This window comes from Halomonas sp. A3H3 (genome assembly GCF_000982975.1).
In the GTDB taxonomy this organism is placed as follows: domain Bacteria; phylum Pseudomonadota; class Gammaproteobacteria; order Pseudomonadales; family Halomonadaceae; genus Vreelandella; species Vreelandella titanicae.
In genome coordinates this window covers 604,654-626,510 of sequence record NZ_HG423343.1, presented here as the reverse complement: position 1 = coordinate 626,510, position 21,857 = coordinate 604,654, and the positions used below count along the sequence as shown (strand labels likewise).

Sequence of the window (21,857 nt, the reverse complement as noted above, 5' to 3'; positions counted from 1 at the left end):
TTCCGATCTCGTTCGACCCAGAGATAAAGCAACCGATTCTGGAATTAACGAGATAAAGATGACCAAACCCTTTAACCCCAAGCAGACACTCATATCCCTTCGATACCATCATGGCAAACCCTCGTGCGCGCTTGGCGGTATCGCACTAGGCTGTGCCCTGATGAGTTCGATGTCGCTGTTGCCCCTACAAGCAGCGCAAGCACAAACAACGGACGGACAGGCGCAACAGGCTGCGAACCAGCAGGCATACAGCATCGAACCGGGATCGCTGGGCAGTGTATTGAGCCAATTCGCCAACCATGCGGGCATTGTGTTGTCCTTCCCCGCTAATCTCACTGATGACCTGCAAAGCGCCGGATTGAATGGGCGTTATAGCGTGGAGGAGGGGTTTGAACAGTTGCTTCAGGGCAGTGGTTTGAAAGTGGTCAAGCGGGGGCCTGCGGACTATGTAATGGAAAAAGCAGGTAGGGCAGAAAACATGGTATTGGATACCGTGGCAGTGGTAGGCAGCCGAATCAGTAGTGACGGTTATTTGGCTTACAGCACCTCAGCGGGCAGCAAAACCGATACACCGCTGATAGAGCTTGCGCAAAGTATCAGTGTGGTCACCGAAGAGCAGCTTCGTGCCCGGCAGCCGTCGTCAGTAGAGCAGGCGGTGGCTTATACGGCTGGGGTTCGGGTTGAAGCAGCGGGGATGGACCCGCGCTTTGACTTGATATCGGTGAGGGGGTATCCGACGGTATATCATGGCGATTTCCTTGATGGCTTGCGCCAACCCAATAGCGGGTGGCTCTCCTACTACTCCACCGTGCCTTATAATCTGGAACGAATTGAGATAGTCAAAGGCCCTGATTCGATGCGCTATGGTCAGCTATCACCGGGTGGGCTGGTGAACCGGGTTAGCAAACGTCCTAGTGCTGATGCACCACAGGAAGTGCAACTGCAGGTGGGCAGCCATGACCATCTGCAAGGCCAGTTCGATGTGGGTGGTGATATGGGCAGCGATGTGCAGTACCGCTTGGTGGGCGTTATGCGCGATGCGCAAACGGACATTGAACAGGTGGATAATGACGTCTCGCTGCTGGCGCCATCTCTTTATTGGCAGATTAGCGATCATACCGACATTACCTTTATTACCCAGTATCAGGAACGCCAGACCTCTGCTTCACCGCGTCCTTATCAGGACGGCGATAACCTGACTCATTTTTGGTCCAGCGATGAAGACTTTGACAAGCTGGATCAAGAGCAGTGGGCACTGGGTTATGAATTTAACCACCGTTGGAGTGACCAGCTGCAACTGCAGCAAAATGTGCGCTACGGTCAGGTGGATACCACCAACCAGTACCTTTCAGCAGGCACCTTATCCGGTACAACGCTAAGCCGCAGCAGCGTCGGCCTTTACGAAGAGATGGAGTCACTTAGCACGGACACCCGGCTGATGGCGACCTTTGATCAGGGCGGGGTGGAACATCAGGTGATGCTAGGCGCCGATTACGCCTATCTCGAGAACGATGTTATTTATGCGGGCGGCAGCGCACCGTCGATCGATATCGACAATCCGGATTACAGTCAGCCTGTAGCCCAGCCGAGTAACGTGTGGACAAACGACAGTGGGGAAACCCACCGCAGAGGCCTTTATTTACAGGATCAGATTAAACTCGATAACTGGCGTTTGACCGCAGGAATCCGCCGCGACTGGGCGCGTGACGAGACTCGCAACAACCTCACCGGTACTGCCAGCGAAAGCCGGGATGAGAAAAACACTTGGCGCTTTGGCGCACTCTACGCATTTGATTCGGGGCTGTCGCCGTACTTCAGCTATGCGCAATCGTTCCTGCCTGAGAGTGGTACCGATGTGAGCGGCAATGACTTCGATCCTACCGAAGGTGAGCAGTTTGAGCTGGGGCTGAAATATCAGCCAGCGGGCAGTGATGCGATGCTGACTGCGGCGATCTACCAGATCGATGAAGCCAATCGTAAAACCACTGATCTCGAGAACCCACTATTTCAAGTACAAACCGGAGAAGTGCGTACCCGTGGGCTGGAGCTTGAGGCCGTCGGGAATGTCACCGACGACCTGCGCATGACTGCAAGCTACAACTACAACCGCAGCGAAATCACCGCGGATAATGATGGCAACGAGGGCAGTGACCTGGCGAATACCCCGCGTCACCTGGCGTCCCTGTGGTTGGATTATCGCGTTCCTGCGCTGGAACGACTGCGTCTTTCCGGTGGGGTGCGCTATATCGGTAGTGAGTACATTGATAATGCCAACAGCAATAAAAACGCTGCATACAGCCTGTTTGATATGGCGGCTCACTATGATTTCGCGGGCTCTTTACAGGGGGTTCGTGCCAGCCTCAACGCCACTAACGTAACGGATGAAGAGCATATCTCCTGTGAGGGCATCTATTGCTATCGCGGTGCCGGTCGCAGTCTGATTGGTAGCATCGCTTACCAATGGTGATGAAGTGGCAGCGTCGCGGGGGCAACGAGTCATGAAACTTTTTGTGAGTAGTTTAGTGTTTGCTGGGTTGGTTTTAATGGCCGGTTCAGGGGCAGCATACGCAGATGAGCCAGACGTGGCGGCTGAGCGTCAAGTGACCCTTGATCAGACGCTGGAATGGACGATGCAAAACCAGCAAGGTGCCGTCTATCGTATCCTGATCAGCAAACCGGAAGGCGAGGTACCCTACAGCGGCGGTTACCCGGTGATCTACGTGTTGGATGGCAACGCTTATTTCGCTTCGTTGCATGAGGCCAAGCGGGCACAGGAGCAGTTCCGCCAGGCCATTATTGTGGGCATCGCTTATCCGGGCGAAGCGCCGCATAACTTCCTGCGGCGCTCTTACGATTTATCACCGCCGGTGGCCGAGGAGCACAACACGCCACCTCAGGGCGGACAGGATGAGCTGTTGGATTTTATCGAGCAGAGCTTGATGCCTGCTATTGCCGAGCGCTTTCCTGTAGATGCTAATCACCAGAGTCTTTATGGCCACTCTTTCGGCGGTATGTTTGCGATTTATGCCTTATTTACTCGGCCGGAGCTGTTTAACCACATTGTCGCGGCCAGCCCCAGTCTCTGGTGGAACAATAGCTACCTGTTGAAACATGAAAGGGACTTCAGTCAGCAGGTGGAGGCAGGGGAGGTTAATGCCATCCATCACAGCCTTTCATTGGTCGTGGCCGACAACGACTCACTCCAGAACCAGCAGGATGCTAGTCAGCTTTATCAGCGGCTTGAAGACCTGTCGGCATATGGTTTGCGTAGCAGTTTTCACAAAGTAGAGGGCGAAGATCATATGTCTGTTCCCTTTGTGCTGGAGTCGCGTGTTCTCAAACAGCTTCTGGGCACTCGGGGCGGCTGACCGAGTGTTTTAAGCGATCAAATACTTCCCTGGCAGTTGTTCAGCTAAAAACTCCATAAACAGCCGGGTGCGTTGTGAAAGCGTGGTTTGGCGGTAGTACACGGCGTTCACAGCTTGGGTCTGCATTTCTGTGCAGTCGGGTAGTACATCCACCAGTGTGCCGTTTTGACGGGGAGTGATGGTCATAAAGTCGGCTAAGCAAGCGATGCCTTCTCCCGCAACGGCTAACTCGATTAGTGTACTGCCGCTGGAAGCCGCCAGCGTTGGGGTGATGTGCAGGGGTTGACCATCGGCGCGGAACAGTGGCCAGCGGTTGAGATGATCAAGCTGGCTGAAGCCTAGCAAGCTGTGATCTTGAAGGTCGTCGATGCTTTGCGGCGCGCCTTGGCGTTTAAGGTAGACGGGGCTGGCCAGAAGGCGCAGCGGGCTGTAGCCAAGGAGGCGGGCGTGCAGCGACGAATCTTCAAGCTTGCCAATGCGGATGGCCAAATCAACCCGCTGTTCCAACAGGTCGACAAAGCGATCATGAGTATCCAGCTCCAGCGTAATACCAGGGTAGCGGGCGCGGAACTCGCCAATCACCGGCACAATCACGAACTGCATAAAACTGGGGGCGGCGTTAACTCGTAGCCTGCCTTGGGGCTGGTTGTGGCGATCCAGCATTGCCTCTTCGGCTTCTTCAACGGCAGCCAGAATATGGCGGCAGTGGTTTAGAAACGTTTCTCCCTCTTCGGTAAGTTCCAAGCGGCGCGTTGTGCGACGTAATAGCGTGGCGCCAAGTTTTTGCTCCAGACGGTTAAGCGTACGGCTAACCCCGGAAACGGTCATGCCAAGCCGCTCAGCGGCGCCTGTGATAGAACCGCTATCCACGACTGTCACAAATGCTTTCTGTTCTTCAAGGGTGCTTTTCATAAATTGCTTTTCATAGCGCTGCCGTTTGCCTTAGTGAGTGTTTAACATTGTTGATTTAAAATCAAAAGAGTCTTGCTGGTACGTCGCTTCTTTTTCCGCGCTGTTACTCCCACAATACGCGCCATTAACGTCAAATCTACTCGGTTAGCTTTGATGATGAAACTCTTTGGGAGAAAGCGTTAGATGAAGATTCTACTGATTAACGGGGGCAAGGCGTTTGCCCACTCTGGCGGTAAGCTCAATAATACCCTGCACGGCGTGGCAGTGAGTACGTTGCAGGAAATGGGGTATGAGGTGCGCGAGACGGTGGTTGATCAAGGCTACAATCTTGAGACCGAAGTGCAGAACTACCTATGGGCGGACACCATTGTGTATCAGATGCCGGGTTGGTGGATGGGAACGCCCTGGATCGTTAAGCGCTACATCGATGAGGTATTCACAGAAGGCCACGGTTCGCTCTACGCCAGCGATGGCCGCAGCCGCCAAGACCCGACCAAGCAGTACGGCAGTGGTGGCCTGCTACAGGGCCGTCGCTATATGCTATCGCTGACCTGGAACGCGCCTTTGGAAGCGTTCGATGAGCCTGACAACTTCTTCGAAGGGCGCGGTGTGGATGGTGTCTACTTCCCGTTCCACAAATCTCAGGAATTTATCGGCTTAGAAGCGCTGCCGACCTTTATCGCCAACGATGTAATGAAGATGCCGGATGTCGATCGCGATAAAGCGGCTTATCGTGCCCATCTTCGCAAAGTGCTTGGCTAAAGTACTTGGCTAAAGGATTTGGCTTAACGTAGTTAATTCGGACAAGCCCACCTCGCGAAGTGGGCTTTGCTTGGCTGATTTATCTGACCTAGCGATCCCGATCCAAGCTTTGCACCGTCAGATCCAGCGCCTTGTACATATCCAGGCGGGCGGACAGACCGATATCCGGGTGGTTCAGCTCGTTGGCCCGCTCCGATGGCAGTATCGGTGCGGTCAGATCATCCGCGTCTGTCGGCTCGAAATCGTACTCCTCCCCGATCGTCATGGCACTGCGGCGAAGTAGCATGCGTAACTGTGCCGGGGTAAGTTCGGGGTCAATTGACATCATTGCCGCTAATAGGCCAGCCACCAGCGGGGTCGCGTAGGACGTTCCGCAATGGGCTTCGCCTTGCTCACCCTCTACCAGGGAGGAGCCTCGTACACAGGCCGCTGCGGTTATATCCACCCGCATATCGATATTGGATGCATTCCGTTTGACCACATAGCGGGGATCTTCAACCTGCACATCCTCATCGCTGCGTTCATGCCCACCCACGACAAACAGTTGGTCGGTAATAAAAGAAGAGGGCAGGCGATAATCGTCACTTCCTGAAAATGACGACGCGTTGCCTGCTGAGTTCACGACGACTACGTCGGGGTGTTCGCGGCGCAGCCATAAGAAGAACTCTTCGAGCAGTTCTTCGTAACCGCTCATGGCGATGCCGGAACGCACCAGCGAATCGACCTCCTTCCCGTTAATGTCGATTGCCCCTACTCGGTGAATGCCCCAACTCCAGTTGAGTACGCGTACTCCGTCCTCTACCAGATTGACGGAAGCAGCAACATTAGCCGTTATGCCGGCATCTGAGTTGCGATCCACAATTACATCGAAGCCAGGGCCCACATCGTCCAGCCCGCGTAAAAAACCACTGTTGCCACCTTCGTTCCAGGCCGCGGAAAATACGCCAGCGACCGTTGTGCCATGCCCGTCGGGCTTAGCCGCATCGCGGGCGTACACGCAGGTTCTAGTGGAATCAGTGCGGCAGTCACCCAGGTAATCGGCAAAATCCGGGGCGTCAAAGTCCACCTCCCGCTCGATGACGCCAATACGGATGGGCTGCGTCTCGATATCCCCGCCGTGCCCCTGACGTGATAAGCGTCGCTGGTAATAGTTCACGGCATCCAGAAAACGATTCGACGCCCACTCCTGATTATCCGCAGCGGGCGGCTTTTCCGTTTCGCTCTCAATGCTCTCTTCTGCCCCCGACTCTTCGACCACCACCGCATCCACGCTCACTTCGCTGCCTAGCCTAAGTACCAGCGCGTCGCGCTCTTCCAGGTTGCGGGCGGGCAAGCGCAACTGATAGGTATTGAGCGGTGGGATCATACCGACGACTTCGGCGTCGTACTTCTCTGCCAAACGCTGGGCTTCCTCGGCACCGTCGTGGCTCTCTTCAATAATCAGGCTGATCAGATCCACGTAGGTGGTGATGCCATCCATGTTCTTCGCCACCTCTTGGTCGGTGGCGGCTACTACGTGGCTGCCGTTAAGGCTGAGCCAAACCGGGTTGCTGGACTGCTCACGCTGCTCAAACCACAGTGGGCCGCTTTGCGCATCAGCGCTGCTGATGCTTACACGCACCCGGTCGTTGTCGCGGGTGATCTCCTTTGGCTGAAGTGCTGTACCGTTCAGCTTTATCTGAAAGTCGTTGTTCTCAAGCCCACTGACGCTAAGACAGAACTCTTGTATATCCAGCGTCAGTAGATTGCGACAGCGCTGCAGTTGTTCGACTCGCAACGGCTGTTCAGCTTGCGCAGATTGCTCTGCAACCGCGACAGTTCCAATCAACATTAATGCCAGCGCTGAAACCAGCCGACCAGCGCCCAAATACGTTGCTGCCATATGACTACTCCAAACGCTATCCGATTGACTGCACGCAGCATAAACGCATTAACTGAACAGAACATGAACCCGTTTGGTACGAAAGGGGATCTATTGAGGCTTTAACGGCTAAAACGATAACGCAGTTTAGGCAGGGAGCGGGCAACAGGCGGCAGGCGGGTGGCCATAATCAGCGCAGCCATAGCGGCATACATTGCCCACTCCTGCATATCCGCGCGCACCACCCAGAAGAAGTGCAGCAGCACCAGCCCTAAAATGGCGTAGGAAAATTTGTGCAGCGGTTTCCAGCGTTTGCCCAGGCGCTTCATTGCCCAGCGGTTGGACGTGGCACCCAGCACAGCAAGGCCGATCAGCGCGATCATGCCGACGATGATGTAGGGGCGTTTGATGATCTCGCTGCCAAGCAGTGCCCAGTTAAGCCCCAGAATAAACAACGCGTAACTGAGCATATGTAGGGTGGCGTAAGCCAGCGACCAAAGCCCTAACTGGCGCCGGATCAGCGCAAAGCCTTTCCAGCGGGTAAGCTTGGTCAGTGGGGTAAGGCTAAGGGTGAATAGCAGCAACCACAGCGCACCAATGCCGATATTCAATAGCAGGTAGCGCCCCGGTTCGGGGCCCGCGGCGTTATTCGCCACCTGCCAGCTCCAAAACAGTAGCGGTGCTAGCGCCGCCAGAAATACCGCGACGCGCCAGGCTAGCCATTTGTGCTGCGTTGCCATCAGTAGTTCTTCCTCAAATCTAACCCCGCATACATCTCGGCAACTTCGTCGGCGTAGCCGTTAAACATCAAGGTATCGATAGTGTTGGGGTTGAACAGGCTGTTGGGTAAACGCCGCTCGGTGGCTTGGCTCCAGCGGGGGTGGTCTACCTCTGGGTTAACGTTGGCATAAAAGCCGTACTCATCGGCGGCAATCTGCTGCCAGGAGTTGACCGGCTGCTCTTCTACCAGCGAGATGCGCACAATCGATTTGATACTCTTGAAGCCGTACTTCCAGGGCACTACCAGCCGTAGGGGCGCGCCATTTTGGTTAGGCAGTTCGCGGCCATACATGCCCATGGCCAGCAGCGTTAGCGGGTGCATGGCTTCGTCCAGGCGCAAGCCTTCCACGTAGGGCCAGTCGATGATTGAGAACGAGGAGCGCTGGCCACGCATCTGATCCGGGTCTACCAGGGTTTCAAAGCGTACGTACTTGGCTTTGCTGGTGGGGTCGGCGCGCTTGATGATTTCCGCCAGCGGAATGCCCAGCCAGGGGATGACCATCGACCACGCCTCGACGCAGCGCAGGCGGTAAATACGCTCTTCAAACTGCGAAGGCTTGGCGAAGTCCTCCAGGGCAAAACGCCCGCCGTTATTGACTTCGCCATCAACTACCACACTCCATGGCTCTGTTTGTAGGCTGCCCGCATGGCGGGCGGGGTCGCCCTTGTCAGTGCCGAACTCGAAAAAGTTGTTGTAGCCACTGGCGTCATCAAAGGGGGCGATTTTATCTTTGTCTGGATCGCTAGGGGTAATGGCCCGCCATTGGGTCTCGCTGATTTTCTCCTTTAACCAGGCTGGCGCATCGCCTTCAGGCACGTCCGAGTAGTCGGCGTTGGCACCGGCGTGACCGGATAGGGCAAGCCCTGCACCTAGGCCTGCCACACCGCCCATAAAGCGCCGCCTGGAGAGGTAGATAGATTCCGGCGTGACATCGGATTCGTGTAAGTCACTCGGTTTGGCAATCTTTATTAGCATTGGGTGTCTCCACTAAGGCCTTTGTGGGTAGCATACGAGGTGAGTGCAGCATTCGATATTAATGGGTGTAGTAAGTTCGCCAAAACTTACACAAAACCCTTACGATTTAAATTGAGCCTGTCGGGGTAGCTGGTCGCCCCGTGGTGAACTGTTGATAAGGAGTTCGTGTTCAGATGATCGAAGCCCGGGGATTGACCCGTATTCCTCTGCGTAATGCCGTCTTTGTTGCCTGCCTGATCCTGCTGTTGGTTTCGCTGGTGGGGGTGGTGTTTTCTTTAGCATGGCTTTGGGGCGTGGCGATTTTTGGCATGCTCGCTGGGCTGGGGCTTTATGATCTACGCCAAACGCGGCGAACGGTGAGCCGTAACTATCCTGTTCTGGCCCATTTTCGCTATGTTCTAGAGTCCATTGGGCCGGAAATACGTCAGTATTTCATCCAGTCTGATCTTGACGAACGACCATTTTCCCGCGAGCAGCGCGCTGTGGTCTATCAGCGTTCTAAAAATGAGAGCGATAAAAAGCCTTTTGGCTCCTTGCTGGACATGTATCAGCCGGGGCATGAGTGGATCAACCACTCGCTACTTCCCCAGGCTATCGAAAACAGTGACTTCAGGATTCGGGTGGGCGGTAGCCGCTGCAGCCAACCCTACCTGGCGAGTGTTTTCAATATTTCGGCCATGAGTTTCGGTTCGCTTTCGGGCAACGCTATCGAGGCGCTGAATGCGGGCGCTGGTAAAGGCGGTTTCTATCACGATACCGGTGAAGGCTCTATTTCCGGCTATCACCGCAAGCATGGAGGTGATCTCGTCTGGGAAATAGGCTCTGGTTACTTTGGTTGTCGCAACGACGATGGCTCGTTTAATGCGGAGCGCTTTGCAGCTAACGCCAGTGCCGATCAGGTGAAAATGATCGAAATCAAGCTTTCCCAGGGCGCCAAACCGGGGCATGGCGGTATATTGCCAGCGGCTAAGGTAACTGCCGAAATTGCCGAAGCGCGAGAAGTTCCCATGGGCCAGGACGTGATTTCACCCGCTGCCCATTCAGCTTTCTCGACGCCGCTGGAACTGATGGCATTCATTGCCCGCCTGCGTTCGCTTTCTGGGGGTAAACCGATCGGCTTCAAGCTGGCGATTGGCCACCCCTGGGAGTGGTTTGCGATCGTTAAGGCGATGCTAGAAACCGGCGAGCGGCCTGATTTTATAGTGGTGGACGGTGGCGAAGGAGGAACCGGTGCGGCACCGCTGGAGTTTATCAATCGTATAGGTGTGCCTTTAACAGAAGCCGTTACGCTGGTGCATAACACCCTGGTGGGGGCCGGGCTGCGCGAGGAGATTCGTATCGGCGCGGCGGGTAAGATTATGTCCGGTTTTCACATTGCCCGAACCATGGCACTAGGTGCTGATTGGTGCAATTCGGCCAGGGGCTTTATGTTTTCATTAGGATGTATTCAGGCGCTTAACTGCCATTCCGACAAATGCCCCAGCGGCGTGGCTACTCAAGACCCTAACCGCAGCCGCCATTTGGACATTGTCGATAAAACAGCGCGGGTCTACCACTTCCACCGCAATACCTTAAAAGCGCTGGCGGAAATGCTAGGTGCCGCAGGGCTTAGCCACCCTAGTGAGCTGGGGCCCGAGCACATTATCCGGCGTGTCTCGGAAAACGAGATTCAGTCCTACGATCAGATATTCACCTTCTTAAAACCCAATGAACTGCTCAATGCAAAGTGCGAGCACACGGTATTCAAGCACTATTGGGAAAATGCCCGAGCCGACTCCTTCCAGCCGCCTGCGCAGGTTGCTCGGTTGCGCTTTACTAAGTTGGAGTGATCGTGGCGCTTAGCCTAGATTACTTTGTTTCCACTGCGCCGTTTAGAAGGGAGCCCCCATGGCATCTACCCGCCGTGAACTGATACCACTGATTGAGCAGGGCGTGATACCGCCTGAACAGGTGACGCGCGCAGTGCAAGCTTCTGGGCTGCACCCTTCGCCTCGCGCTTGGGCGCTGTTTATTGATCGCTTACTGCTGTGGCTAGGCGGACTGGCGCTGGCCTTCGCGGTGCTGTTTTTCATCGCTTATAACTGGGCTGAGATGGGCCGTTGGCTGCGCTTTGGCGTGGTGCAGGCAGCGATGGTGCTGGCGGTAGGCATCGCCGTTTGGCCCAAGGCCAGCCCGATGGTTCAACGTGTGGCGCTAACCTCGGCCACTTTATTGGTGGGCGTGCTGTTGGCGTTGTTCGGGCAGGTGTACCAAACCGGTGCCGACCCCTGGCAACTGTTTTTTACCTGGGCGCTGCTTGCTCTGCCCTGGGTCTGGGTGGCGCGCTTTGAGCTGCTCTGGGTGTTGTGGCTGGGGTTACTCAATTTGGTCGTCGGGCTCTATTTTCGTACCTGGGGCGGGCCGTTTGGCGTTTTGGTCAGTAGCGATGCCGCGCTTTGGGGGCTGTTTGGGCTCAATACCCTTGCCCTGGCGACATGGGAATGGGGGGCCCGTTGTCGGAACTGGTCACAGCAGTGGGTACTACGCTTGCTGGCGGTGGGTAGCGGGGTGCCTATGACGCTGTTAACGATGAGGTTGATAGTCGATGCAGGCCTCTTATGGTCGCCAGTGCTGGCGATTTACTCACTCTGGCTGGCGGTGCTGTATGGCGTTTATCGCTATTGGCGGCCTGACCTGTTTATGATCGCGGGCGGCTGTGTCTCGGCGTTAACGGTGACCACACTGCTGCTTGCCAGGCTGTTGCTCTGGGAAGGCGATTGGCAGGAGGGAAGTCTGCTGCTGATCACCATCGCGGTACTGGCGATGGGCGCTGGGGCCGTGGTATGGCTAAAGCGGCTACATCGGGAGATTTCCCAGTGACGAACAACGTTAATGATTTAAGCGTTAGGCTGAGCCAAGCGGGTATTCCGTTAAACGAGCCTACCTCCCCAGCGCAGTTGCAAACGCCTTGGTTTGTACGTGCGCTGCAGGCCTTTTCAGGCTGGTTAGCGGCGCTATTTCTGCTCGGCTTTATCGCTATGGGCGTGGTGTTCGTGGTGGAGAGCCCCGCCGCGTCGTTGGGCCTGGGGCTTGTGATGATCGGCGCGGCTTATGGGCTGTTTTGCAAAGCTCGCGGTGATGTGCTCGAGCACTTGGCACTTGCGGTTAGCTTAGCCGGGCAACTGCTAATAGCGTGGGCGCTGGTCGAGTTCTGGAATGTGTCCACTTATTTGTGGTGGTCGCTGCTGGCCTTACAGTGCGCACTGGCGCTGGTAATGCCAAGCCAGGTACATCGCACCTTTTCAGCCTTTGCCGCCAGCTTGGCGCTCTATATGGCTTTGGCAGTGAACGCTATGGCGCCAGCAGCGGGTGGATTGGTGCTGTTGGCACTGGCGCTGCTCTGGCTGAATGAGTTTCGCTGTTCTGGCCGTATTCAAGATGTGCAAGCATGGGGCTACGGCCTGTTGATAGGCCTGCTGGTGATGCAGGGATTAGCGCATAGCGGCCACTCCTTTGCCTTCTGGTCTGACGCACAGAGCACTAACGCTTTTGCATGGTCAGCACCCTGGTTGAACGCCGTGTTCGTGGCACTCTCTCTGGCGTTGCTGCTCTATACCATCCCTCATTCCAAAACCCATTGGGGGTTGTATCTCAGTCCTTTAGCGCTGCTGTTGGTCTCATTTTATGCACCGAGTGTGGGCCAAGGTTTGGTCGTCGTACTGTTAGGGTTCGCGATCGGGCATCGCCTAGTGCTGGGGCTTGGAGTGCTTTCTCTGCTGGTGGGCATTGGCAGCTATTACTACTGGCTGGACGCAACACTGTTAACCAAGGCTCTAACGTTGCTGGTGTTGGGGGGAGGGCTGCTGGCGCTACGTTGGACGCTGCTCAAGTGGTTGAGCGTAGCGGAAAATAGTCCGTCGACCTCTGTGGAAGGACATGGGAAATGATGCTGAAAGCCAAGCGAAATCGCTGGATCATAGTGTTAACCACCGTCGTTGTGTTGGTGGCGGTGAACTGGGCCGTTTGGCAGAAAGAGCGTCATTTATCCGAGGGAGAAATTGTTTACCTGGAGCTGGCGCCTGTCGACCCGCGCTCATTGATGCAGGGCGACTATATGGCGCTAAACTTTGCGCTGGGTAACCAAATTCAAAGCGCGCTTTATCAGAGTGAGCGTGATGAAGACTCGCTGAAAGCTCTTAACGGCTATGTAGTGGTGCGTTTGGATGAACAGCGTATCGCTCACTTTCAGCGCTTGGATGAAGGTACTTCTTTACGCGACGACGAACGGCGCCTTCGCTACCGGCTACGCAATGGTCAGGTACGCTTTGCCACCGATGCGTTTTTCTTTCAGGAGGGGCACGGTGAGCGCTATGAGCCAGCGCGTTATGGTCAGTTTAGGGTGAATACCAAGGGCGAGCCCTTGCTGGTGGCTTTATACAATGCAGAATTAACTAAGTTAGGAGAAAGTGTTAAGTAAAATTTACTTTATCTGGCGAGCTGTTCTCACTCCACTTTTCACTATTGCATTCTGTCTTGCTTCATTCAGTAAGGTAGGCTGTACTTTGTTCCTCCACTGACATGGATAGTCCAGTAATGACGCTGGACTGGCTCGATAGGGCCGGTCGGTGGGTAGTCAAACTGACCCACTTCAATGAATAAGGCATTTATGAAAGCAAACAGCTCGTGGCTCGCATGGGTTTTGTTGGTGATGGCACTGACCTTTTCCAACCTATGCGCGGCACAAACTCAAGGAGGAGAGAGCGAAAGTGAGCGGTGGTTTACTATCGATGCGTTAAATACGGGGCTTGGTGAACCTCCTGAAGAGGCAAACCGAGTAACACCGCGAGAATCGATCAGGAGTTTTTTGCACCTCACGGGCCAGGAAGAGTATGCAGCCGCTGCCCATATGCTCAACCTTTCCGAGTTCTCAGAGGATGAGCAACGCGAGCAAGGGGGTGAGCTCGCCCGGCAACTGGCAGAGATTTTTCAACGCGGCGAGTGGTTGAGCGTTTCCGATCTGCCCGGTCGCGAAGACGCGGTGATTGAAGATCCCGCAGGCCAAAACCCCCGCGTTGGCGAGACCCGTCGCAACGTTGAGGTCTCCTCTTTAAAAGCCGATGGCGAAACCTACGATATCCGCTTGGGTCGATACCGCGTGGGTGACCAGGAGCCAGTCTGGCTAATCATGCCTATCAGTGTGTCTTATATTCCGGCGCTGTATGAACAGTACGGCCCCTCAGCTCTGGAAAGCTATATTCCCGAACGCTTCCAGGCCTCGTTTGGCGTCCTGAGAATTTGGGAATGGATCGCGATTCCCTTGTTTGTGCTATTTATCGGGCTCGTAGGGTGGGGAGTTCACCGTCTGATCAGCTTGATGTCGAAATGGTTACCTTCAGGAGTGTCGAGCATTTTTGCCAGCCAAATCGGTATGCCTGGGGCGCTGATTGCAATGTCGCTGGTTACCCAGATGGTGCTGGATTATGTGGTGTCGTTTTCTGCGGTTGCCACCACAACCTTTCGGGTGCTGTTAATCAGTATTATGGCCTGGGGAGTCGGCACGATTGCGTTGCGCTTAGTGGATACCATTATGCTGCGTTTAACGCGGCGTATTGTGGGTGAAATCGATGATACCAAGCCCAGAGACGAACGCAGACTGCTAACGTCGCTCTACGCGTTGCGCCGGGTCATTATTCTGATCACCGTTACTGGCGTGTCCATCTACATACTGGGTCAGGTTCAGCTTTTCGAAACTCTTGGCTTATCGATTCTGGCGTCTGCCAGTGTATTGGCCGTATTAGTGGGTGTGGCGGGCCAAACGGTACTTGGCAATATCCTCGCTTCATTTCAGTTATCGTTTGCTAAACCCACTCGCATTGGCGATTTGGTGATCTTTGAAGACGAGTGGTGCTATGTCGAAGGTATCTTTTATACCTTTATCCGGTTGAGGTCATGGGATGAGCGGCGTTTGATTGTGCCCGTTACCTATTTTACTTCTAAGCCATTCGACAATTTGTCGGTAAAAAGTACCAAGATGTACCGGTCATTGACGCTGACGCTTCACTTAAGCGCCGATATAGGACTGTTAAGAGAGAAATTTATCGAGGTCGCCAAAGAAGAAGACAGCGTTATCGAACACCATAAGCTGCTCTGCTACGTAACGGCACAAACAGGAACGGCGCAAACCGTCACTTGTTACCTCATGACCTCAGACCCTTTGGCGGGTTGGACAGCGGAAATGAATGTGCGCGAGAAGCTGCTGGCGTTTATCCGCGATAACCATCCAGAGTGGTGGCCACGTGAAATTGTGGTTATCAGCCACAACGATATCGCCCGAGGGGCGCAAGGAAAAAGCTCGGAGGGAGTGGGTAGTGTTGAGGTCAAACCATTTGAATAAAGGGTGTTTGTGCAGCGGCAGATAACGCTTTCGCGTATTTTACCCATAAAGTAGTCTTGTTATGACAAGGGTAAGTGGAAAAAGGAGTGACTATGCACGCACTCGTTGAGCAAGCGACGGAACACTGGGTTTATCTTGCCCCTCTTCTTAGCGATCCACATTCCGAAGCTGAATACGATGCCCGGGTCGAGGCGCTTGATGAAATTCTTGATCTTGTCGGTGACGATGAGACACACCCACTTGTCGGCCTGGCGAATCGCTTGGGTGATATCATTGAGTCCTATGATGAAGCACATCGCCCGATGCCTGAGGTGTCTGGAAGTGAGGTACTTCGCTACCTTATGCAAGAGCATGGGATAGCGCAGAGCGAGCTACCTGAAGTTGGCGCTCAATCAGTGGTGTCTGAAGTTCTCAGTGGGCGCCGCAAGCTGAACTGGCGCCAAATCTGCGAGCTTTCGGAACGGTTTGGCATCGCTACCGACTCGTTTAAAGAACCCAGGGAAAAACTACGCGTTTTGACCTGATAAAGCCTTATGGCGCTTAGACTACCTCTAGCGGTATATCGATGCCGAACTGCTGCAACATACGTCGGAATGTCTCAACATCATAGGCCTCGCTTTCTGTCACCAGACCTTGAATTTGGCCTGTGCCCGGCGTGCCATCGCCTAATCCAGCGACAATAGATTCGGCGGGGTCGAGGAATCGGCAACTGGGTCTCGCCGCTTCGAAGAAGGAGCGAAGCCATGGTAAATGCGTGCTGGAAAGTGTCAGCGTGTCGATATCGGGGTGCTGCCGGAAGACGCCGTCGATAAAAGCAGTGACCGCTTTCTGCGTCGCTTTTGGGTCGAATAGAAAGGCGCCATTCTCGACAAGCTCCACCATGGACGAAGCATTGATCAGGCTGACATTCTCCGGGTGGGGTGCATGGCGAGCTATGAACTGCTTGAGCGGCGAGCTTTCGATGAGTGAATGCACCCCCATGATGCCGATCTTGCCGCTCGCCGACATAGCGAGTGCTTCTTCGATGGGCGGGTAGACGCCGAACAATGGCACCAAGGTGCTTTGGCGAACATCATCCAGCACCATGATAGACGGTGCGTTCGATGCGATGACGATGGCAGAGGGTGCATAGCCCTCAAGAAAACGCAGTGTGCGATGCATGACAGCGAGTAGCTCTTCACGCCCTTTGCTCCCATAAGGAAAGCTCGCCCGATCAGCGAAATAAACAATATCCTGTTTGGGAAGGCGTTTATGTATCTCGGCAACAATGGCATAGCTGCCAATGCCAGCGTCGAAAACAGCGATTGGCTGGTGCATAGTAATATCCTGGGTGTCGGCTAAAGTCTAATGATCCATAATATTCTAATGCGATGGAAGCGTCATTTTTAGCTACTATGCTAGTTAAACTTTATACGATGCTGGGGCACGGCACTAAATGAAACCATTCGCCTGGCCACCTAGATAAATAGGAAAATTGTGCTCAGTGTGTGAATAAAGAACTTTTTTGCTATCATTGATGAAAATCCATCTCTCTGAGGTGCGCCATGCCAGCTCTTACTCAAACAAAGCCCACCCCCGAAATGGTGCTAGCTAAAGCAGTTTTGCGTGCTGCTGAGCAATTGGGTTTATCGCAGTCTGATTTGGCAGAGGTGCTAGGCGTACACCGCACGACTATTACCCAACTTAAAAAAAGCCTGAAGCTTGACCCGAACTCTAAGCAGGGTGAACTAGCTCTGCTGCTTATCCGCTTGGCTCGAGCATTATTCGCTCTTACCGGAGGCGACCAAACATGGATTCAGCATTTTATGCGAACATCCAATCGTGTTACTGGTGGCATCCCGGCCGAGCAGGTAACACGTTTGGAGGGGCTGTTTGCGGTACTGAGATTCGTGGATGGTATGCGGGGTAAAGTGTGAGTGTGTGGGAAGCCTGTGGCGGCGCGCGAAATATTAAACCTATTTCCGGAACCCTTTATCGACTGGTGGAAAGTCAGGAGCAAGTCGCAACGCTTAGCTATGTCGACACGTTAGAAGAGCAGGAGATGCTTGAAGCACTGCTTGAAACTGCTAAACCGCCTTACCCTGAACAGGAGCGAGACCTGCACTATCTTCTAAAAACCCCTTTTCGGTATCCCCCTCTCAAATGGGGGTCACGTTTTGGCCGTGTGTTTGAGCCAAGCATTTTCTACGGTGGTAAGGGCATTGCTACCACTCTCGCTGAATCTGCCTACTACCGACTGGTTTTCTGGTACTCCATGGAAGGTGATCCCGTTACTGCCTCGCTGCGCTCAGAGCACACACTCTTTTCTGTAGACTATGCCGCTAAACGGGGAGTGAGGCTATACGCAGGCTTCTTTGTCGACCACCTTGCGGTACTGAAACATCCAGTTGATTACGCCCCGTGTCAGCAATTGGGTAGCGCAATGCGTGGGGCAGGCGTTGAGGCGTTTGAGTATGCCTCCGCAAGAGATATTCAGGGTGGTGCGTGCGTGGGCTTGTTTACCCCTGATGCGCTTGCCCAGCATGAGCCAGCCGATATGCGCCCTTGGCTTTGCGTTACAAGTGCCGCTCAAGTGTCATTTAAACGCAAAGACGCATCAGGCGTTTATACCTACCACCTGGATGATTTTCTTCACCAAGGCGTGTTGCCTTTCCCTGCTTAGTGAACGGCTTTCCGAGCAGGGTTTGACAAAAAGTTAGTTTGGATGAATCAGAAAACAAGGAAGGAATGGTTGTCTAAATGCCTTTAAATATCGTGCAGCGTTTGCTACCCGGCTGGGGCGTTACTTATGGCCCGCCGGGCGATGGCTCTTTTCCAGCCGTCATGTTGTTGCATGGTTCTGAAGGCGCGTGGGCAGGGTGGAGCCATCGTGATGCGATGCTATTCGCCGCCCATGGCTTCTTGGCGTTCCCTTATGGCTATTCAAGCGGCGGTAATGCATGGAATGCGGGGCATATTATCGACCACCCACTGGATCGCAGCGTGGAGGCATTTAAAGCCCTACGAGAATTCCAGTTCGCTGATGAGCGAGTAGGGCTTTATGGTATTTCACGCGGCGCCGAGCATGCATTATTGCTCGGCTCACTGATGGCAAGAGATAAGATCGAAGGTATGCCTGATGCCATTGCCGCGCATAGCCCTCCAGATGTTGTATGCGGGGCCTTTGATGCACGTAGTTTTCGCGATGGAGGGGATCCAGGCTGGCAAGCCTGGGATGTCAGCAAACGCGCCTGGACATGGCGCGATAGTCACGAAGGCTTGCTACCGACCACGCCGATCGAAATCGAACGCTACCCAGGGCCGCTACTGCTTTCCCATGGCACCAAAGACCGAATGTGGTCGGTGGAAATGACCAAACGCCTGGAACAACGCCTGCGCGAGCATGGCCGCGCCCCGGAAGTGCACTACTACGAAGGTGAAGATCATATACCCAGTAGCTCTGGGCAGAATGCACACTGCCAACTACTGCTAGATTTTTTCTCAAAGCATTTGATAAAACCTTAAAAATAGAAGCGCGAACAGCCCCATAGTTGCTAGCGGTGCCATCACAAAACAGCCAACTACATTAATGTAGTCGGCTGTTTTGCTGTCCTGCTGTTTAAATTATGGCCTAACGGCGGTAACTTCGATCTCTACCAGCCAGCCGGGGTTGACCAGCGCATCGACGACCATGGCGGAGCGCACAGGGAGGTTAGGCTGCTCTTCGGTGCCAAAGAATTGTGTATATCCCGCCATGAAGCCTTTGAAATCGACGGTCTCACCCTCAGGGGCTACAAGAAACGCCTGCATTTTGACGATATCGCCGACACCTAAACCGAGACCTTCCAGGTTCGACTTAATGCGGTTCATAACCGTGACCGTTTGTTCTTCGGTTGTTCCAAACGCCTCCATACTATTTGGATCAGCATCTTCATTAATGATGCTAGGAACAGTGCCACTGAGATAAACCGTTGTACTATCGGAAGGGATTTCAACTGCCTGCAGTATAGGGAAATCTGAATTGGGAATGGGGTGGCGAATAATGTCTTCAGCAAGAGCCGAGCCCGCATAAGCAGAAAGAAGTGTTAGGCCAATAATCGTGCTTTTAAAACTCATCATATATTTCCTTTTGGGAGTAAGAACGCGTTTTGCGTTGCTTAAGGCTTAGCGAAAAGCCTTAGCGCATGTTCTTAACCAGTTCTGTACTGGCTTCGTTATCAGTGTAGTTATTACCAAAGTTGGTGCGGATAAAGTTCACCACCGAAGCAACTTGCTCGTCATCCAGTAAGCCGCCTAGCGGGGGCATGGCTTTATGTCCGTGAATAACAAGGCTGATAGGGTAAGCGGTCGCCATTAAGCTGGGATTGTTAGCAAGCGCTGGATATTCTCCTGCCCCTTTGGCGCCTTGCCCATTGGGCATGTGACAACCGGCGCAAACGCCCGCATAGATGGAAGCCCCGTCGGTTTGAGTTAACGTAGAAGGGTCATCGAACCAAGTGGTGGTATCAATGGAGGTCTCCTGGGCGATGGCCGGCATTGAGAGAAAGAGTGCTGCCATTGATGTGAATAGCATTTTCATAATCACAGACTCCTTAAATCTCAGTAATGGTGGTGTGTAGGCGTTCGACGGCATCCAGAGCGGAGAGTACGGCCCCTTCCATCCACGCAGGTAGATACGAAATATGCTCACCTGCCATTAGCGTTCGTCCATCCATTGCGGTGGCATCCTGGTAGTCCGCTTCACGGTCTTGCCACAGGCCATAGCAACCTAAGGTCCATGGAACACGATGCCATGCGACTGAAGCGCCGGTTTTGAACTCATCGTAATATTGAGGGTGAATCTGCGAACCGTATTCCATCACTTTGTCGATACGTTCTTCGGGGGAGAGGGCGTTAAATTGATAGGCGTAGGCTCCCCAAGGGTAAGCCGCTAAAAGGACTCCTGGGCCATCGCTAAACATGTTGTAGGGTGGGTAAGAAATTAACGTAATGGGAAGATTGGTATAGCTAATGCCGCCATAGATATGTTCGTCCTCTTCCCAGAAGCGCCGCTTAAACTCAATTCCAGCCTTGAAGGCTGATGCATAGGGCATTGAATCAATGATCTTGCTCATGCGAGGTGAAAAGTCATGGTCAATCTGGCTAAGCACGGAAAACGGAATGGTGCAGATACAGTAATCGGCCGTTTCTGTCTGCTCATTGCTACCACTATCGGCAGATATCCAAGAGGCGGTTACTTGGTCGCCTTCGTGGCGTATGCGAGTCACTTTCGCGTTGTAGGTAATCAGCTCGCCAACCTGTTCTTCAAACCCTTTTGCAATCATGTCCATTCCACCCACCGGCTGGAAAATGGTGGACTGCATGTGCAAATTATCGCCAGTGGTAAGGTTACGCCATAACGTTGAGTTTAGTATTTCTGAGAGTGAGTTGACCTGAGATGGCTCAGGCTTTCCATCAACACCGCCGCCTTCAGGGTGACTCCAACCTCGGAAAGTGGAGGACTCGCTGCCCGTTATATAATCTAAGTTGTCATTTAATGCGCCATAGCGTTTAAGTGCGGCAACGAGCTTTTCTGCATCTTCAACACTAACTGCCTCATCTAGCCCCTGTTGATCAACGACTTTGGCAAGTAGCTCTGCAACGTGACCTCTGAAATCGGTGGCCACTTCCTTGAAGCGTTGAGGCTGAGCATCAAAGGCTTCTGAGTCGTGTAAGTAAGCGTTGTAATTGACCTGAATAAAGGGTTCTAGTTTCACTCCAAAGCGTTTGCAGTAATCCAATACGGCGAAGTGGTCCGAAGGGATTCGCCATGGGCCAGGATTTAAGTAGTTGCCTTCAGCAAAATCGATATGCTGGGTAAAACCGCCTAACTCGGTGTAGCTATCTCCACCGCGTAACGTCCAGCAGCGGCCACCTGCTTTATCGCGATACTCCAGCACTTTGACATTATAACCAGCGTTGCGCAGTTCAAAGGCTGCCGTCATACCGGCTAAGCCAGCCCCTAAGATTAATATATTGGTATTGTCAGGGGCTCCCTGTAGGTTTAAGCGCCCTCGCCAATTAGACTGAGATGCAAAGCCCATTGTGCTCATTGCGGAATACATGGCCGCAGCTCCCGCCACCGCGCCCACCATGCCTAAAAAAGATCGACGCGTTACACCTTCTGGATTGAATGACATTGCTACCTCACTATGAAGTCATAGGCAGGCAAGTAGAGTCCTTTCAGTAACGTGATGTCGTCCTACTGCAGCAGGCGCTGCGTTGAATTAATCTTCAGGGCTCTAATTATCCGGCCAATATACGTAATATCTGAACGTATGCAGGTGATGTGCCAAATTAAATTAACCCTTTGTTTTTATTATATAAGTAAAAGTTTATACATGATTTTAAGGAAACACGCACCGATAAAAACGTGCAACTTAGTGCGCGTTTCTAGGGGGGATCTCCTTTTTGGTGCGAAAGGGGGATTGTATTGGTAAGTGGATATCTGCTTTTGATTGCCCTTATATTCCGCATGATCTTCTAGCCCGGATTTCTCACAGGGTATAAAAGAAAGCGGCTGAAAGTGTTAACGTTTCAGGGCCATACACCAAAAACCAACACCAACAGCCGCTTCCAAAATGGTACCTGACAAGCTGACCTTCTCGCCACTCTCTCGCCGCCAAATTGAAGCCGACTTCTCCGGGGGCCACATTACGTCGGACGCCGGATTACTCCTGCTTCGTGAAGTCGATAAACAGCATCGCCTAACACGCCGCTTGGCCGCCGTGCTTCATGATCCCCGCTCACCGGAACAGGTTCGTCATAAGCTCGACACGTTGGCTCGTCAGCGGGTGTTCGGTGTCG

General features: G+C 53.6%; 21 protein-coding genes. 13 read left to right on the top strand and 8 right to left on the bottom strand.

Annotation, left to right across the window (positions count from 1 at the left end):
- Nucleotides 1-58: 58 nt before the first annotated feature.
- Together HALA3H3_RS02630 and HALA3H3_RS02625 are read left to right on the top strand one after the other, a co-directional pair.
- Entirely contained in the window at nt 59-2,467 is a 2,409-nt protein-coding gene (locus tag HALA3H3_RS02630) for a TonB-dependent siderophore receptor (RefSeq protein WP_022519624.1), read from the top strand.
- Nucleotides 2,468-2,498: 31 nt separating this feature from the next.
- Nucleotides 2,499-3,368 (top strand): alpha/beta hydrolase, encoded by an 870-nt coding sequence (locus HALA3H3_RS02625; protein ID WP_022519623.1) that lies wholly within the window; start codon nt 2,499-2,501, stop codon nt 3,366-3,368.
- Nucleotides 3,369-3,377: 9 nt separating this feature from the next.
- On the opposite strand, the gene HALA3H3_RS02620 is transcribed toward HALA3H3_RS02625, so the two are convergent.
- Nucleotides 3,378-4,280, bottom strand: coding sequence for a LysR family transcriptional regulator (locus HALA3H3_RS02620; RefSeq protein WP_022519622.1), 903 nt, complete (start codon nt 4,278-4,280; stop codon nt 3,378-3,380).
- A gap of 183 nt (nt 4,281-4,463) precedes the next feature.
- Between HALA3H3_RS02620 and HALA3H3_RS02615 the strand changes: the two genes are divergently transcribed.
- The gene (locus HALA3H3_RS02615; RefSeq protein ID WP_022519621.1) at nt 4,464-5,042 is read left to right on the top strand and encodes an NAD(P)H-dependent oxidoreductase; all 579 of its coding nucleotides are present in this window, start codon (nt 4,464-4,466) and stop codon (nt 5,040-5,042) included.
- An 88-nt stretch (nt 5,043-5,130) separates the two neighbouring features.
- Here the strand turns inward: HALA3H3_RS02615 and HALA3H3_RS02610 are convergent, their stop codons facing one another.
- From HALA3H3_RS02610 to msrP, 3 genes are all read right to left on the bottom strand, one after another.
- Nucleotides 5,131-6,924, bottom strand: a complete 1,794-nt coding sequence (locus tag HALA3H3_RS02610; RefSeq protein WP_022519620.1) for a S8/S53 family peptidase — start codon at nt 6,922-6,924, stop codon at nt 5,131-5,133.
- A gap of 101 nt (nt 6,925-7,025) precedes the next feature.
- Nucleotides 7,026-7,643, bottom strand: coding sequence for a protein-methionine-sulfoxide reductase heme-binding subunit MsrQ (gene msrQ / locus HALA3H3_RS02605; protein WP_022519619.1), 618 nt, complete (start codon nt 7,641-7,643; stop codon nt 7,026-7,028).
- On the bottom strand, nt 7,643-8,659 hold the full coding sequence (gene msrP / locus HALA3H3_RS02600) for a protein-methionine-sulfoxide reductase catalytic subunit MsrP (protein WP_022519618.1): 1,017 nt from the start codon (nt 8,657-8,659) through the stop codon (nt 7,643-7,645). The genes msrQ and msrP overlap by 1 nt, the downstream gene beginning before the upstream one ends.
- A 173-nt stretch (nt 8,660-8,832) precedes the next feature.
- Here msrP and HALA3H3_RS02595 point away from each other — a divergent pair, with 173 nt between their 5' ends.
- The 6 genes from HALA3H3_RS02595 to HALA3H3_RS02570 all read left to right on the top strand — a co-directional run bounded on the left by HALA3H3_RS02595 (nt 8,833) and on the right by HALA3H3_RS02570 (nt 15,556).
- Nucleotides 8,833-10,488, top strand: a complete 1,656-nt coding sequence (locus HALA3H3_RS02595; RefSeq protein ID WP_022519617.1) for an FMN-binding glutamate synthase family protein — start codon at nt 8,833-8,835, stop codon at nt 10,486-10,488.
- Between the two features lie 58 nt (nt 10,489-10,546).
- Nucleotides 10,547-11,518, top strand: a complete 972-nt coding sequence (locus tag HALA3H3_RS02590) for a DUF2157 domain-containing protein (RefSeq protein ID WP_022519616.1) — start codon at nt 10,547-10,549, stop codon at nt 11,516-11,518.
- Nucleotides 11,515-12,585, top strand: coding sequence for a DUF4401 domain-containing protein (locus HALA3H3_RS02585; protein WP_053856871.1), 1,071 nt, complete (start codon nt 11,515-11,517; stop codon nt 12,583-12,585). Before HALA3H3_RS02590 ends, HALA3H3_RS02585 begins: the two co-directional genes overlap by 4 nt.
- Nucleotides 12,582-13,115, top strand: coding sequence for a GDYXXLXY domain-containing protein (locus tag HALA3H3_RS02580; RefSeq protein ID WP_022519614.1), 534 nt, complete (start codon nt 12,582-12,584; stop codon nt 13,113-13,115). Before HALA3H3_RS02585 ends, HALA3H3_RS02580 begins: the two co-directional genes overlap by 4 nt.
- Before the next feature lie 189 nt (nt 13,116-13,304).
- Nucleotides 13,305-15,032: a mechanosensitive ion channel family protein gene (locus tag HALA3H3_RS02575; protein WP_022519613.1), complete on the top strand. Its 1,728-nt coding sequence runs from the start codon at nt 13,305-13,307 to the stop codon at nt 15,030-15,032.
- 92 nt (nt 15,033-15,124) lie between these two features.
- Complete coding sequence (locus tag HALA3H3_RS02570) at nt 15,125-15,556, top strand: helix-turn-helix domain-containing protein (protein ID WP_022519612.1); 432 nt, start codon at nt 15,125-15,127, stop codon at nt 15,554-15,556.
- A gap of 16 nt (nt 15,557-15,572) precedes the next feature.
- On the opposite strand, the gene HALA3H3_RS02565 is transcribed toward HALA3H3_RS02570, so the two are convergent.
- Nucleotides 15,573-16,349: a glutamate racemase gene (locus HALA3H3_RS02565; RefSeq protein ID WP_022519611.1), complete on the bottom strand. Its 777-nt coding sequence runs from the start codon at nt 16,347-16,349 to the stop codon at nt 15,573-15,575.
- A 227-nt stretch (nt 16,350-16,576) separates the two neighbouring features.
- On the opposite strand from HALA3H3_RS02565, the gene HALA3H3_RS02560 reads away from it, so the two are divergent.
- From HALA3H3_RS02560 to HALA3H3_RS02550, 3 genes are all read left to right on the top strand, one after another.
- A complete protein-coding gene (locus tag HALA3H3_RS02560; RefSeq protein ID WP_022519610.1) occupies nt 16,577-16,948 on the top strand; it encodes an antitoxin Xre-like helix-turn-helix domain-containing protein in 372 nt (123 codons plus the stop codon).
- Nucleotides 16,945-17,694 (top strand): RES family NAD+ phosphorylase, encoded by a 750-nt coding sequence (locus HALA3H3_RS02555; protein WP_022519609.1) that lies wholly within the window; start codon nt 16,945-16,947, stop codon nt 17,692-17,694. Before HALA3H3_RS02560 ends, HALA3H3_RS02555 begins: the two co-directional genes overlap by 4 nt.
- Before the next feature lie 77 nt (nt 17,695-17,771).
- Complete coding sequence (locus HALA3H3_RS02550) at nt 17,772-18,536, top strand: alpha/beta hydrolase family protein (protein ID WP_022519608.1); 765 nt, start codon at nt 17,772-17,774, stop codon at nt 18,534-18,536.
- Between the two features lie 99 nt (nt 18,537-18,635).
- Here the strand turns inward: HALA3H3_RS02550 and HALA3H3_RS02545 are convergent, their stop codons facing one another.
- The 3 genes from HALA3H3_RS02545 to HALA3H3_RS02535 form a co-directional block, all read right to left on the bottom strand.
- Complete coding sequence (locus tag HALA3H3_RS02545) at nt 18,636-19,127, bottom strand: RidA family protein (protein ID WP_035538940.1); 492 nt, start codon at nt 19,125-19,127, stop codon at nt 18,636-18,638.
- Between the two features lie 61 nt (nt 19,128-19,188).
- Entirely contained in the window at nt 19,189-19,590 is a 402-nt protein-coding gene (locus HALA3H3_RS02540) for a c-type cytochrome (RefSeq protein ID WP_022519606.1), read from the bottom strand.
- A 13-nt stretch (nt 19,591-19,603) separates the two neighbouring features.
- Entirely contained in the window at nt 19,604-21,190 is a 1,587-nt protein-coding gene (locus tag HALA3H3_RS02535) for a flavin monoamine oxidase family protein (RefSeq protein WP_022519605.1), read from the bottom strand.
- 441 nt (nt 21,191-21,631) lie between these two features.
- Between HALA3H3_RS02535 and HALA3H3_RS02530 the strand changes: the two genes are divergently transcribed.
- Nucleotides 21,632-21,857, top strand: a 226-nt coding sequence (locus HALA3H3_RS02530) for a transposase (RefSeq protein WP_199105043.1), incomplete at its 3' end; no start/stop codon positions are given.